The organism is Prevotella intermedia ATCC 25611 = DSM 20706, from assembly GCF_001953955.1.
In the GTDB taxonomy this organism is placed as follows: domain Bacteria; phylum Bacteroidota; class Bacteroidia; order Bacteroidales; family Bacteroidaceae; genus Prevotella; species Prevotella intermedia.
In genome coordinates, this window is the sequence record NZ_CP019301.1 from 296,789 (window position 1) to 309,944 (window position 13,156).

12 protein-coding genes are annotated in these 13,156 nt (G+C 44.5%); 7 read left to right on the top strand and 5 right to left on the bottom strand.

What is annotated here, in order from left to right:
* Positions 1–296 precede the first annotated feature (296 nt).
* From BWX39_RS09855 to BWX39_RS12640, 3 genes are all read right to left on the bottom strand, one after another.
* Complete coding sequence (locus tag BWX39_RS09855; RefSeq protein ID WP_028905278.1) at positions 297–2,444, bottom strand: M3 family metallopeptidase; 2,148 nt, start codon at positions 2,442–2,444, stop codon at positions 297–299.
* Positions 2,445–2,588: 144 nt separating this feature from the next.
* Positions 2,589–3,083 carry a pyridoxamine 5'-phosphate oxidase family protein gene (locus tag BWX39_RS09860; RefSeq protein ID WP_028905277.1) on the bottom strand — a complete coding sequence of 165 codons (495 nt, stop codon included), beginning with the start codon at positions 3,081–3,083 and terminating at the stop codon, positions 2,589–2,591.
* Between the two features lie 126 nt (positions 3,084–3,209).
* Positions 3,210–3,413 carry a hypothetical protein gene (locus tag BWX39_RS12640; protein ID WP_076123409.1) on the bottom strand — a complete coding sequence of 68 codons (204 nt, stop codon included), beginning with the start codon at positions 3,411–3,413 and terminating at the stop codon, positions 3,210–3,212.
* A 350-nt stretch (positions 3,414–3,763) separates the two neighbouring features.
* Here BWX39_RS12640 and BWX39_RS09870 point away from each other — a divergent pair, with 350 nt between their 5' ends.
* From BWX39_RS09870 to BWX39_RS09905, 7 genes are all read left to right on the top strand, one after another.
* Positions 3,764–5,230: an alkaline phosphatase family protein gene (locus BWX39_RS09870; RefSeq protein WP_028905276.1), complete on the top strand. Its 1,467-nt coding sequence runs from the start codon at positions 3,764–3,766 to the stop codon at positions 5,228–5,230.
* Between the two features lie 14 nt (positions 5,231–5,244).
* Positions 5,245–5,859 carry a deoxynucleoside kinase gene (locus tag BWX39_RS09875; protein ID WP_014708512.1) on the top strand — a complete coding sequence of 205 codons (615 nt, stop codon included), beginning with the start codon at positions 5,245–5,247 and terminating at the stop codon, positions 5,857–5,859.
* A 39-nt stretch (positions 5,860–5,898) separates the two neighbouring features.
* Positions 5,899–6,519, top strand: a complete 621-nt coding sequence (locus BWX39_RS09880; RefSeq protein WP_061868750.1) for a deoxynucleoside kinase — start codon at positions 5,899–5,901, stop codon at positions 6,517–6,519.
* A 91-nt stretch (positions 6,520–6,610) separates the two neighbouring features.
* Positions 6,611–7,552: a thioredoxin-disulfide reductase gene (gene trxB / locus BWX39_RS09885; RefSeq protein ID WP_028905275.1), complete on the top strand. Its 942-nt coding sequence runs from the start codon at positions 6,611–6,613 to the stop codon at positions 7,550–7,552.
* An 842-nt stretch (positions 7,553–8,394) separates the two neighbouring features.
* On the top strand, positions 8,395–9,069 hold the full coding sequence (locus BWX39_RS09895; protein ID WP_028905273.1) for a tetratricopeptide repeat protein: 675 nt from the start codon (positions 8,395–8,397) through the stop codon (positions 9,067–9,069).
* A gap of 13 nt (positions 9,070–9,082) precedes the next feature.
* Positions 9,083–9,559, top strand: coding sequence for a 6,7-dimethyl-8-ribityllumazine synthase (ribH, locus tag BWX39_RS09900; RefSeq protein WP_028905272.1), 477 nt, complete (start codon positions 9,083–9,085; stop codon positions 9,557–9,559).
* A 22-nt stretch (positions 9,560–9,581) separates the two neighbouring features.
* A complete protein-coding gene (locus BWX39_RS09905) occupies positions 9,582–9,962 on the top strand; it encodes a hypothetical protein (protein WP_014708518.1) in 381 nt (126 codons plus the stop codon).
* A 180-nt stretch (positions 9,963–10,142) separates the two neighbouring features.
* Here the strand turns inward: BWX39_RS09905 and BWX39_RS09910 are convergent, their stop codons facing one another.
* Both BWX39_RS09910 and lipA read right to left on the bottom strand, forming a co-directional pair.
* Positions 10,143–10,643, bottom strand: coding sequence for a hypothetical protein (locus BWX39_RS09910; RefSeq protein WP_028905271.1), 501 nt, complete (start codon positions 10,641–10,643; stop codon positions 10,143–10,145).
* A 651-nt stretch (positions 10,644–11,294) separates the two neighbouring features.
* On the bottom strand, positions 11,295–13,118 hold the full coding sequence (lipA, locus tag BWX39_RS09920; RefSeq protein ID WP_076123411.1) for a lipoyl synthase: 1,824 nt from the start codon (positions 13,116–13,118) through the stop codon (positions 11,295–11,297).
* Positions 13,119–13,156: the final 38 nt, after the last annotated feature.

The following is a 13,156-nucleotide window of genomic DNA, read 5'->3' on the forward strand; positions in this document are numbered from 1 at the left end:
CTATTGCGTAACTATTTGTTTATCAATGTATTGCAAAACCTATTGTTTTGCAATCCAAAAGCGGCTGTTTTGCACGGTAAAAGCGTAGGTTTTGCGTTGCAAAACAGCCGCTTTCGCAATGTCAAAGCGCAGTTATCACTTTTTAAGGGAATTATTTTGACAAAACAAGGGTTGTGGTATGTGCTTTTGATATCTGAAATGTGGGGGCATGACAGCCTTACGCAGGCTATAAAAAAGAATCGCCACTGCAAGTGAATGCAATGGCGGAAAATGAACAATTGTTTATTGTAAAAGGATTACAATCCTCTTGCTTTCAAGAGTCCTGAAGCGTCAGGAGCTTTCAAACCTGTGAAGTCGGAGAATATTTCCATCAAGTCTTTCTTGTTGCCACGACTGAGAACCTTGTTGCGGAAGTCGGTTCCGACTTTGCGTGTCAATGCTCCGTGCTTTGCGAAATAGTCGGCGATGTTCACTGCGAGCACTTCTGACCACAGATAACTGTAATATCCTGCTGCGTAGCCACCACCCCAAATGTGGTTGAAATAAGAGGTTGAATAGCGTGGAGGTATTTGGTTGTTCAGCAAACCAACCTCTCCCAGTGCTGTTACTTCAAAGTCTTTTGCTGCTTCGGCAGTAGGAATGTTTTTTGAATTGAGCATGTGCCAAGCCATATCTACGCTGGTTGCAGCAAGGTTTTCGCCCATTGCGTAGGCAGCGTGGAAGTTGATAGACGCCAACATCTTGTCGCGCAGCTTCGCAGGCATAGGCTTGTTGGTTTTATAATGCTTTGCGTAGTTGTTGAAAACTTCGGGTATGCTGGCAAAGCTTTCGTTGAATTGCGATGGCATTTCCACGAAGTCGCGCGATACGGCTGTACCACTGAGCGTGTTGTAGTAGCAGTTTGAGAGCATTCCGTGCAGTGCGTGGCCAAACTCGTGGAACATTGTTGTAACCTCGTCCCACGTTACGAGTGTCGGCTGACCTTCGGGTGCCTTGGCGTAGTTGCACACATTATATATAATAGGGATTTGGTTACGCAAGCCGCTTTGCTTTGCAAATGCGCTCATCCACGCACCGCCACGCTTTGAAGGGCGGCGGAAGTAGTCGCAATAGAAGAGGGCGAGCTGCTTTCCGTTGTTGTCTATCACGTCGAAAACCTTCATGTCGGGGTGATAGGTGGGCAGGTCCTTGCGTTCTTTGAAGGTTAAGCCATACACCTTGTTGGCTGCATAGAAGATGCCGTTGATGAGTACAGAGTCGATGTTGAAGTAAGGTTTCACCTCGTCGTCAGAGAAGTTGAACTGCTTTTTCTTCATCTTTGCAGAATAGTAGAAGCGGTCGTAAGGCTGCAACTTGAAGCTTGCGCCCTGTGTTTTGCGTGCATACTTCTCGATAGCCATCGTTTCTGCCTCTGCCTTGGGTTGGTATTCCTTGATGAGTTGCTTTAAGAAAGCATACACGTTGTCGGGGTTCTTCGCCATAGCATTGGTTAAACCGTAAGACGCAAAGTTGTTATAGCCCATCAGTTCTGCTTTTTCGGCACGCAGTTTTGCAATTTCCACAATCAGAGGGAAGGCGTTGAACTCGCCCGTGCCGTCGGTGCGGTGGATAGAAGCGTTGTAAACACGTTCGCGAAGCTGGCGGTTGTCGAGGCTTGCAAGTATGGGCTGCTGTGTGGTATTGGTGATGACGATGCAGTAAGGAGCCTTTCCGCCACGGCTTTCGGCGTCTTTCTTGCATTGTGCGATGGCACTTTCGCTAAGTCCAGCAAGTTCTTTCACGTCGTCCACCCATACGGTTGATGCCACAGAAGCCTTTGGCAGCATATTGCCGAAGTCTTGTTGCAGTTGTGCAAGACGGTTGTTTATTTCCTCCATACGTTCCATTTTGTCTTCTGGCAGCAATGCGCCCGAACGCACAAAGTTCTTGTATATTTCTTCGAGCAACACCTTATCTTCGCCCTTCAGGCTGTTTCGCTCGTTGTCGTACACATATTTCACACGCTTAAAGAAGTCCTGATTGAAGTTGATTTCGTTTTCAAACTCTGTCAGCAGTGGTATTGCAGCCTTTTCGGCAGCCTCGATTTCGGGTGTCTTGTTGGCTTCTGTAATGCAGAAGAAGATGTTTTTAACCCTGTCGAGCAGTTCTCCGCTCTTTTCAAATGCCAAGATAGTGTTCTGGAATGTAGGCTTTTGCTTGTTCGCTACAATCTGTTTTATCTCTGCACGCTGCTCCTCTATACCCATTTGAATAGCAGGCAGATAGTGCTCGCTCTTTATTTTACTAAAGTCGGGTGCGCCAAATGGTAACGGACTTTTCTGCATTAATGGGTTCGTGTACATAGATTGTCCCCTCTTAATCTTTTGCCCTGAAGCAGGTGTTGCTATGAGCGCGGCGCAAGCAATTCCTGCAACGAGGAAAGTTTTCTTTAAGTTGTTCTTCATAAATTTATATGTTTTCTTTTTTATTAGTATTCTTGTTGTTTTATGATGTCTATGTCTTAACGACAGCAAAAATAAGCAATATCTTCGGAACAGCAGTTGTTTTCTGTTTTTTTAATACTTTGTTTACCTATCTCATGCAAGGATTCATCGTGCTGCCTGCGGCACTTTCTTCTGCTTTCCGCTGAACTCCGTGAAGTCGATGCGTATGATTTCCACACGGTGGAAGCTCTTGTTGGCGTATTTGTCGCCTATGTCCTTGAAGTCGGCAGAAAGCTTGTCGATGAGCAGGTGCAGGGCTTTCATCTTCTCGTCGTCGCTAAGTTGGATATGCGCCGTGCCGAAAAAGAGGGCACTTTCGTACTCGGTGGTGAACTTGTCTGGCAGCAAATTCACCTCGCCGATGACGCAGAGCGACACCTTGTTGTTATCTTTCAGTGCTTCCAACTTGCGTCCTTCGGGCGCGCAATGTATATAAACGCTGTCCTTACCGTCCCAAACGTAGTTCACAGGAATGCCATAGCCGCCTCCGTCAGATACCATTGAGAGCACACCGTACTCTCCGTTTTCCAGCAATTTCAACGCCTTTGCCTCGTCCATAAGGCGGTCTTGTCGGCGTACGGTTTCGTTTACATATTTCATTTGTGTAATTTTTATTTTTCGGCAAATATAAAATAAAACTTTGGTATTACCAAGATTGCACATTATAAAATAACGTGATGTTAGCATAAAGAAAGCAGATTAAGAAAGGTAAGCTCGCAGATGTCTTTAAGAAAGTCCTAATGAAATAATGAGCGTTTTTCTATCCAATTTTGTAAAGATAATTCTGTTAAAAAGTGATAACTGCGCTTTTACATTGCGAAAGCGGCTCTTTTGCGATGCAAAACCTACGCTTTTACCGTGCAAAACAGCCGCTTTTGGAACGCAAAACAATAGGTTTTGCAAAGCGTTGATAAACAAATAGTTACGCAATAGTTATATTTGTGAAAAATATTTACACCTTTGTTGTCTTCTTTTCGTTCAAAAACAACGTGAGTTCGGTATAAGAATTTGAAGGTGAAGATATTTCACTTCTTTTTGATTATAAGCATATCAAACTATAATCAATTCTTTCTTTAAATATCTTATAAAATAATATACTGACGTAATTCTTATATCGAACTGATGTTGAAATAATGAAATTGCAGGGCAACGGAAAATACTTGCAGGTTTGTTACCCTTGTTTCATAATTAAATTGTATCTTTGCAAGAGTAAAATAACGATTGTTTGCCCTGCCAATGGTAGAGCAAAAGTTCAATTAAAACCGTTCAAATAGCTTAAAATGAGAAAAATATCAGTCTTTGTACTAACGCTGTTTATGGCGATAACAGTGCAAGCTCAGGTGGCAAGACCTAAACTTATCGTGGGGCTTGTGGTAGACCAAATGCGTTGGGATTACCTCTATTTTTATCAAAACGAATATGGAAAAGGAGGCTTGCGCCGTCTTCTTGACGAGGGATTCTCCTTTGAAAACACACAAATAAACTACGCTCCTACGGTTACAGCCATAGGACACTCGTCTGTTTACACAGGTTCGGTGCCCGCAATTCACGGCATTTGTGGCAACAACTTCTGGCAAAACGACCAGTATGTGTACTGTTGCACTGACACAACCGTGCGCAGCGTAGGCTCGAACAGCAAGGAAGGACAGATGAGCCCGCACCGCTTGCTCACCACAACCATTGGCGACCAACTGAAATTGGCTACCAACTTCCGTTCAAAAGTAATAGGTGTATCTCTGAAAGACCGTGCTGCCATTCTGCCAGCGGGGCACTCTGCCGACGCAGCATATTGGTGGGACACCTCAGCAGGGCACTTCGTTACCTCTACTTATTATATGGACAAGTTGCCAGCGTGGGTGGAAAAGTTCAACAAAGCCAACCGTACAGCACCGAATTACAACATCAAGACATCGAACGAAGGTGTAACAATGACTTTCAAGATGGCTATTGCTGCATTGGAGAACGAACGTTTAGGACAGGGCGACGAAACGGATATGCTCGCTGTCAGCGTTTCTTCTACCGACGCTATCGGGCACAAATACGGCACAAGAGGCAAGGAAAACCACGATGTATATATGCAGTTGGACAAGGATTTGACCCAGTTCCTCAATGCTTTGGACGAGAAAGTAGGACGCGGAAACTATCTTCTTTTCCTCACAGCCGACCACGGTGCTGCCCACAACTACAACTTCTTGAAGAAGCATCGTATGCCTGGTGGGGCCTTCGAATACAAGAAAGCGGTGGAAGACCTTAACAATCACTTGCAAAAGAAGTTCGGTATCAAACCCGTTATGGGCGAAGACAACTATCAGTTTGCATTCAACGACAAGATGATAGAAAAGGCAGGAAAGGATAAGGACGACATTATTGAAGAGTCTGTTGAGTTCTTGAAGAAAGACCCACAATACATTTTCGTGTTCGACGAAGAGCGTATTGCCACCGAAACGATGCCCGATTTCATTAAGACACGTATGATGAACGGCTATATGCGTCATCGTTCAGGCGAGATAGGAGTAGTTACCCGTGCGCAATACTTCGGCGCAAGGAACTCTCCCGACTACATTGGCACACAGCACGGACAGCCTTATCTTTACGACAGCCATATACCTTGGGTGATGTTCGGTTGGCACGTGAACCACGGAGAAACCACCCAAGAAGTTACCATCAACGATATTGCAGCCACCGTTTGTGCAATGCTGAAGATACAAATGCCCAACGGCTGCATCGGCAAGGCTGTATTACGATAAAACTAAAACAACCTATGCACATAGCAATAGCAGGAAATATTGGCAGCGGAAAGACTACATTGACCACGATGCTTGCAAAGCGTTACGGCTGGCAGCCACGTTACGAGTCGGTGGAATACAATCCGTACCTTGACGATTACTACAAAAACATAAAGCGTTGGTCGTTCGCTATGGAGGTGTTCTTCCTGAAAGAACGCTTCAAAGACTTGTTGGAAATTAGCCAATCGAATGCTGACGTCATTCAAGACCGAAGCATTTACGAGGGAGTCTACGTGTTCACGGCGAACAACTACGCTATGGGAAACCTTGACGACCGCGACTATGAAACCTATATGGAACTCTTTGAGGATATGACAGACGCTGTCCGCTATCCTGACCTTATGCTTTATCTGCGGGCATCGGTAAGCCATTTGGTGGAGAACATCGAGAAACGAGGTCGCGATTACGAGCAGCGTATGCCGTTAGACTACCTCGAAAACATCAACAAACGCTACGACGAGTTTATACAAACCCAGTATAAAGGACGTGTGCTGACCATCGATGTCGATAATCTCGACTATCAGCACAACCCCAAGGACTTCGGTTTCATTACCGACAAGATAGACCGTGAGCTCTTCGGACTATTTTAATTTTACAACCAAACTTACATATACTTTATAATAAAGACTATGCATATAGCAATTGCAGGAAACATTGGAGCAGGCAAAACGACACTTACAACGATGCTTGCCAAACGATATGGCTGGAAGGCACAGTTCGAACCAGTGGACAACAACCCCTACCTCGCCGACTACTACGAAGATATGAACCGTTGGGCATTCAATCTTCAGATATATTTCTTGAACAAACGCTTTCGCGACGTGGTGGAAATATCACGTTCGAGTGACACCGTGATACAGGACAGAACCATTTTCGAGGACGCACGCATCTTCGCTCCCAACCTCCACGATATGGGATTGATGAGCGACCGCGACTTCGAGAACTACACACACCTGTTCGACCTTATGCTGAGTTTGGTGAAATTGCCCGACCTTCTTATATATATAAGGAGCAGCGTGCCGCATCTTATCGACCACATTCAGCAGCGTGGCCGCGACTACGAGCAGACAATGCGCATCGACTATCTGCGAGGACTGAACGAACGCTACGAGAATTGGATTAAAACCTACGAGGGTGAGCTGATGATAGTGGACGGCGATACCACCGATTTCGCTGGTAATCCGCAAGACTTCAAGCGCATCGAGGACATGATAGACGCCCGCCTCTTCGGTCTATTCCCCCCGAAATAGGCACACGCCCTATCCTTTCAGAAACAATGCTTCACAGTATTGACAAATAGGAACAACTAAAAAATGACATAAAATTTGTAAAATAAACGCTATGGAAAAAGTAAAAACATTAATCATAGGTAGCGGTCCCGCAGGCTACACTGCAGCTATCTACGCAAGCCGTTCAAATTTGCAGCCAGTGTTATATGCAGGTTTGCAACCCGGTGGACAACTTACAACGACCACCATTATAGAAAACTTCCCCGGTTTCAAGGACGGAATCGACGCCAACCAGCTGATGTTGGAGATGAAAGCGCAAGCTATAAACGTTGGTGCTGACGTTCGCGACGGCTCAATCGTCAAGGCTGACCTCAGCAAACGTCCATTCATCGTTGAGGACGAGCGTGGCAACGTAATCGAAGCCAACACGCTTATCATTGCAACAGGTGCGAGTGCGAAATACCTTGGTTTGTCAGACGAAGAGAAATATCGCGGACAAGGTGTCAGTGCGTGTGCCACTTGCGACGGTTTCTTCTATCGCAAGCGCACCGTAGCCGTAGTAGGCGGTGGCGACACAGCCTGCGAAGAAGCAATGTATCTTTCAAGTTTGGCAAAGAAGGTTTACATGATTGTGCGCAAGCCTTACCTCCGTGCAGCCGAAATAATGCGCAAGCGAGTAGAGGAAAAAGAAAACATTGAAATACTTTACAACACCAATACGCTCGGACTTTACGGCGAAAACGGCGTAGAAGGCGCACATTTGGTACGCTTTAAGGGCGAAGAAAACGAAGAGAAATACGACATTCAGATAGACGGTTTCTTCCTCGCTATCGGTCATCTCCCCAACACCGACCTCTTCAAAGGTCAGCTGGAACTCGACCCACAGGGCTTCATCGTTACCAAAGGCACGTCTACTGCTACAAGCGTAGAAGGCGTTTATGCCGCTGGCGACGTTGCCGACCCAACCTACCGTCAGGGTGTTGTGGCAGCAGGCAGTGGTGCCAAGGCAGCCATCGAGGCTGAACGCTTCTTGCAAGACAAGGGCGAAAAGTAAACCAACGTTATGGGCAGAAAGTCCCATAATGGCAGAACAAACAAGGCTGATATTGTGCAAAGCAAAGCTTGCATAGTATCAGCCTTTTTCCGTATATACACTGTTGCAAGCAACAACGTAGGAACAAGCGGTTTTTAAAAAGAAAGACAGCTTTCCTTTTTCTCGCTTAAAGCAGCTTCCGAAAACATTTTCGATACCGCAAAACCATAGTTTCCATAATTGCAATTGCAGGCACAGGCGTTATTTATCACGTTCCTAACAGCGAAGAAAAAGCAGGGTTATCTATAGATTCTAGAAAAACTAGAATTTTCTAGAATTTCTAGAACCGAACTTCACAACAGCCTTGATTCTGTAAAGATAATTCGCAAGAAAAACCATAATTTCGATTTGGCATTGCGAAAGCGGCTCTTTTGCGTTGCAAAACCTACGCTTTTACCGTGCAAAACAGCCGCTTTTGGAACGCAAAACAATAGGTTTTGCAAACCATTGAAAGATAACGAGTTACACAATAGATAAGCTTGTGAAAAATATTTACAACTTTATCACTTTCTTTTCGTCCCTAAAGTAGGTTGTATAATTCATTTTCCACTGTCTGATTTTAAACACCTACTCGATACCAAAGAATTTCTCATCGTCAAACAAAGCCATTCGACAAGAAATAAAGAAGATTATACTTACAATGTAAACACATTGAGCGACCTTTTTTATATCTATGTTAAAAAAAAGCGCAATATATTTCAATATATGCGAGAAATTCAGTAATTTTGCCACGTTATATAAACTTGCCGCAATCAGCAGCATAGCAAAACAAAAGCGAAAATAATAAAAAAAGATAAACAAAAATGGTAAACAAAAAAGCAGAGGGTACTTACGAAGAAACCCTCAACAAATCGGAAGCCTTCTTCGTGAAGTACGGAAAGACCGCAATCATTGCTATCGTAGCAGTACTTGTAGTAGTTGCAGCTTTCTTCCTTTACAGAACCTACGTCTCTGAACCTCGCGAAGCAGAAGCAAGCACAGAGTTGGCAAAAGCACAAAAGCTTTTCCAAATGCAGCAGTTCGACCAAGCTCTCAAGGGTTTCCAAAAGGTTCAAAGCGATTATAGCAGCACCGATGCAGGCAACCTCGCTAACCTTTATGTTGGTCTTTGCTATGCACACCAAGAAAAACCAAACTGGACAAAGGCATTGGAATACGTGCAGAAGTTCTCTACTTCAAACGACCAAATCATCAGTCCTGCATCGCAAATGGCTCTTGGCGACATCTACGCCAACAACAACCAGAACGACAAGGCTGTTGAAAGCTTCAAGAAGGCTGCCGATATGGCAAATGCAAAAGGCTTCGAGGGCATTAACCTCAGCGTTGCACCATTGGCTTTGAGAAAGGCAGGCATCATTCTTGAAAGCCAGGGCAAGAAGGCTGACGCATTGAAGATTTATCAGGAGATTAAGTCTAAGTATGTTAATTCTCCTATGAGCCAAGACATCGATAAGTATATCGAACGCGCAAGCAACTAATCTGATATAGGAAATGTCTACAGCATTACACAATTTATCAGATTACGACCTCACTTCCGTACCCGATGCCAGCAATATGTGCTTCGGCATCGTGGTATCTGAATGGAACCCAGAAATAACGGGAGCACTCCTTGACGGTGCAGTGAAGACGCTTGAGAAGCACGGAGCAATTCCCGAAAACATTCACGTGAAAACCGTTCCTGGCAGTTTTGAGCTTGTTTACGGTGCCCACCAAATGACATTGAACGGCGGATACGATGCCATCATCATACTCGGAAGCGTCATTCGTGGCGAAACGCCCCACTTCGACTACATCTGTCAAGGTGTAACTTATGGCATTTCGCGTCTCAATGCAAGCTGCGAAATCCCTGTAATATACGGACTTCTCACCACCGACGACCTGCAACAGGCAAAGGATAGAAGTGGTGGTAAGCACGGAAACAAAGGCGATGAATGCGCAATAGTAGCCATAAAGATGGCTAAGTTCTAAAGGAAAAGTCAGCAACGACACAATGAAACTAAAAGAATACTTCCAAGCATACGAGTTTGAAGAAATCTTTCCATACATCGGACTGATGTATCCGAAGGCACGCAACCAGCGCAAAGCCTTCCAGCATGCTTACGACTTGCTGTTGGACATCAAGCCTGTTGCAACGAAAAAGTACATTCATTACCAGCTTATGGAAGACCCCGACACGAACGAAATGTTCTTCGGTGCCGACGACAGCAACTTCAACGGCCCTTGGGACGTGCTGTTGGGAAAAGATGTACGCATCGACCCGAAAGTCGATTTATCGAAAGAAGAGATTGTAGCCAACTGCCTGCTGAACACCATTCTTATAGGGCGTCCGCCTAAGCAGTTCGAGTCTGACTACAACTTTATACGCCGATAAGCAAACGAAACAAAAGAAAAAGTATATGTAAAAAAGGCATTCCAATGGGTATTGGAATGCCTTTTTATGTTGTTATATCATGTATCCTATACGCAAAATGAGTTCAGTAGAAATTTAATAGAGCTATTCTCATTTTATTATTCAAGCTGAACAATTTTGTAAAGAAACTCTCAGTGAATTTTATCCTTCAATCCGATAATACACGTCTTTGCTACCGTCCTTACGTGGTACAATCCTTATTTCCACCGTCTTATCAGCAGGTAGTTGTGTGGATAACTTAGAAGCAAGTTTTAATGCTTGCAGTTTACCGTTGATATTTCCAGCAAAAGTCCAACCTTCGTTCTCCATTTCTATTTTAGTTTTCTCATTATTATCTTTTACAATGTTATCATTTCCAGCATTCAGAACCTTATAAAGACTTTGACCTAAAATGAATTGCTCCTCATTACAAATTAGGCTTTCTTTAGTTGCACAGTCGTAAATAAAGTAAACTGGGTTAGAAACAGCTTGTTCTATAGCAGTTACTAAAGAATAAGTAAATTCAGAAGTTTGTTTTTCTGTAACTGTAACTTGTGTTTCGGGCATAGTTTGAATATCGTCTAACTCATCATTGGTTGAACATCCCCCAAATGTTAGACATACTCCAAATGCACAAATTGAAAATAATTTTTTAGTGTTCATAAGATTGATTTTTGATGATTTAAATAGTTAAAGCAAAGATATAAAAAAATATTTATTTAGATGATAAAATTCATTATAAAAACATATAATTAACTATTAGAATAAAAATACGTTATGTCTTTAACGAAATTAAACAATTTTCCTTTATCAATCATTATCAAGTGTTAGATACATTACTCTATTGGAGAGCTATTAGTTAGTTTTTTAAAAGGTATTCCAACACCCATTGGAATGCCTTTTTTCGTTGTCCTGATTTCTGTTCAGTACCAAGAAAGCGAGGCTTTCTCACCGTATGATATAAGCGAAAAACAGACAATAAAGGTGTAAATATTTTTCACAAGCGTATCTGTTGTGTAACTCGCTTGTTATCAATGCATTGTAAAACCTATTGTTTTGCGTTCCAAAAGCGTAGGTTTTGCACGGTAAAAGCGGCTCTTTTGCCGTCCAAAAGAGCCGCTTTCGCAATGCCAAATCGAAATTAGCGTTTTTCCTACGAATAATCTTTACAAAACTAAAGCTATTCTCAACTTCTGTCGTAGAAATTCTAGAAAGTTCTAGTTTTCCTAGAATTTCTAGATAAACCTGCTTGTTCTTCACTGTTAGGAACATGGTACCCCCCACCCCAACATATAAAAAACGCTTTCGTTCAGCTTACATTGTTTCTGCTGCATGGTACGAACTGCGCACCAACGGACCACTCACTACGTGCTTAAAGCCTTTTGCCAATCCTATCTTCTTGTATTCCTCGAACTGCTTCGGACTGATGTAGGCAGCTACGGGCAGGTGTTTCGATGTTGGTTGGAGGTACTGTCCCAATGTCAGACGCTTGCAGCCAGTGGCAAGAATATCGTCCATCGTTTCCAAAATCTCCTCGTGTGTTTCGCCCAAGCCCAGCATAAAGCCTGTTTTTGCCTGCACACCGTTGCGCGCAATCTCTGCCAACACCTCCAAACTGCGGTCGTATTGTGCCACGCTACGCACCGAAGGAGTCAGTCGGCGAACGGTTTCCATATTGTGCCCACACACGTGTGGCTTTGTTGCCAGCACCTTCTGTATCAGCTCTTTCTTGCCCATAAAGTCGGGTATCAGCAGTTCTATCTTCGTGTCGGGGTTCAGTTGCTGCACGGCTTCCACGGTTTTCACCCAATGGTCGGCACCATAGTCAGGCAGGTCGTCGCGGTCTACCGATGTTATCACGGCATAACGCAGGTTCAAAGCCTTTATCGACTCTGCCACGTGCTGCGGTTCGTGTGGGTTCAAAGCGTTGGGGCGACCGCTCAATGTGTTGCAGAACTTACACTTGCGGGTGCATATTTCGCCCCCTATCATAAGTGTTGCGGTGCGTGCTGCCCAACATTCTGTGCGGTTGGGACATAGTCCGCTCGTGCAGATAGTATTCATGTGGTGGCGTGCGAGAATGCCCGCCGTTTCGCCAGACGACTTTTTCGAGGTAAGATTTATCTTCAACCAATCGGGCTTCATCACGTGTGGCGGACGTCCAAAGAGCAGGCGTAGGAATTGTTCTGTCGTGAAATTGCGAATCACGTTGCCCATTTCCACACCCTCAATCGCTGCTGCTACCGCTTCGCGTGTGAAATCTACGCCGTGCAAAAGGTCGAGCAACTCACGGTCGAGGTCGCCCGAAAGGAAGTAATCGCCCATCAGATTAATGTTCACAATCTTCTGGTTCTTCAGTTCTATGTGAGCCTGAATGGTGCCCACATCGGCAAAACGCTTTTTCCGAACCTCCGTATATTTCGGGTTTTTGCCATATGTGAAGTCGTCAGAAGCAAGTTCCTTTTCTATTTCTTCGATATGTTTCATATCGTCGGCAGTCAGTTCCAACACCTCGTCGCCGCACATATACTTGCGTACGTAGTCCATAAACGCCTCGATGCTGAGGTCGGTATGGTTGCCCACATTGCCTACACGCTGGCTCACCGACGCCACTCCCTTGCTCTGCAACTTCTCTTTTGCGGGTGTCAGTGCTTGTGCAAGATGCTCCAATTCTGTACTGAACAAGAGCGAATTGTGCAACACGCTGCGTCCTTTCAGTCGGTAGAAGGCACTTCCTGCAACCTTCTTTCCCTCCACGAGAATATCGTTTCTGCCTGATAGTTCAGTGTTTATGCCAAGGCTTTTTATCATATCGGCAATGCCCTGCATATACTCTACGAAGGCATGATTTACGTTTTCGGCAAACGAAATGTAGGAGAATTGCATACAACCCTTGTCGGCATAGATGCAGCCTCCACCACTTTTACGGCGGAAAATATGTATGCCGTTGCGCTTGCAGTAGTCTATGTTCACTTCGTTTTCAGTCAGCTGGTTGCGTCCAAGCATCACCGTAGGCTCCACACGCCACGCCATAAAGTAGTCGTCATCGGTGTATGTGCGTGCCACATATTCCTCTACGGCAAAGTAGAAAGGCAACTGAGGGGTTGTTTTTCGTTCAGGAATGATGATATATTTCATTGTTTAGACCTATATTTTTTATGTTTGTCGGTGGCTTT

What these genes read in the sequence shown, in the direction of transcription:
- BWX39_RS09860 (WP_028905277.1), bottom strand. Translation starts at nt 3,083, where the DNA reads ATGAAATATGTAAACGAAACCGTACGCCGACAAGACCGCCTTATGGAC.
- BWX39_RS09905 (WP_014708518.1), top strand. Translation starts at nt 9,582, where the DNA reads ATGAAACTAAAAGAATACTTCCAAGCATACGAGTTTGAAGAAATCTTT.
- BWX39_RS09880 (WP_061868750.1), top strand. Translation starts at nt 5,899, where the DNA reads ATGCATATAGCAATTGCAGGAAACATTGGAGCAGGCAAAACGACACTT.
- BWX39_RS09895 (WP_028905273.1), top strand. Translation starts at nt 8,395, where the DNA reads ATGGTAAACAAAAAAGCAGAGGGTACTTACGAAGAAACCCTCAACAAA.
- BWX39_RS09870 (WP_028905276.1), top strand. Translation starts at nt 3,764, where the DNA reads ATGAGAAAAATATCAGTCTTTGTACTAACGCTGTTTATGGCGATAACA.
- BWX39_RS09855 (WP_028905278.1), bottom strand. Translation starts at nt 2,444, where the DNA reads ATGAAGAACAACTTAAAGAAAACTTTCCTCGTTGCAGGAATTGCTTGC.
- lipA (WP_076123411.1), bottom strand. Translation starts at nt 13,118, where the DNA reads ATGAAATATATCATCATTCCTGAACGAAAAACAACCCCTCAGTTGCCT.
- ribH (WP_028905272.1), top strand. Translation starts at nt 9,083, where the DNA reads ATGTCTACAGCATTACACAATTTATCAGATTACGACCTCACTTCCGTA.
- trxB (WP_028905275.1), top strand. Translation starts at nt 6,611, where the DNA reads ATGGAAAAAGTAAAAACATTAATCATAGGTAGCGGTCCCGCAGGCTAC.
- BWX39_RS09875 (WP_014708512.1), top strand. Translation starts at nt 5,245, where the DNA reads ATGCACATAGCAATAGCAGGAAATATTGGCAGCGGAAAGACTACATTG.
- BWX39_RS09910 (WP_028905271.1), bottom strand. Translation starts at nt 10,643, where the DNA reads ATGAACACTAAAAAATTATTTTCAATTTGTGCATTTGGAGTATGTCTA.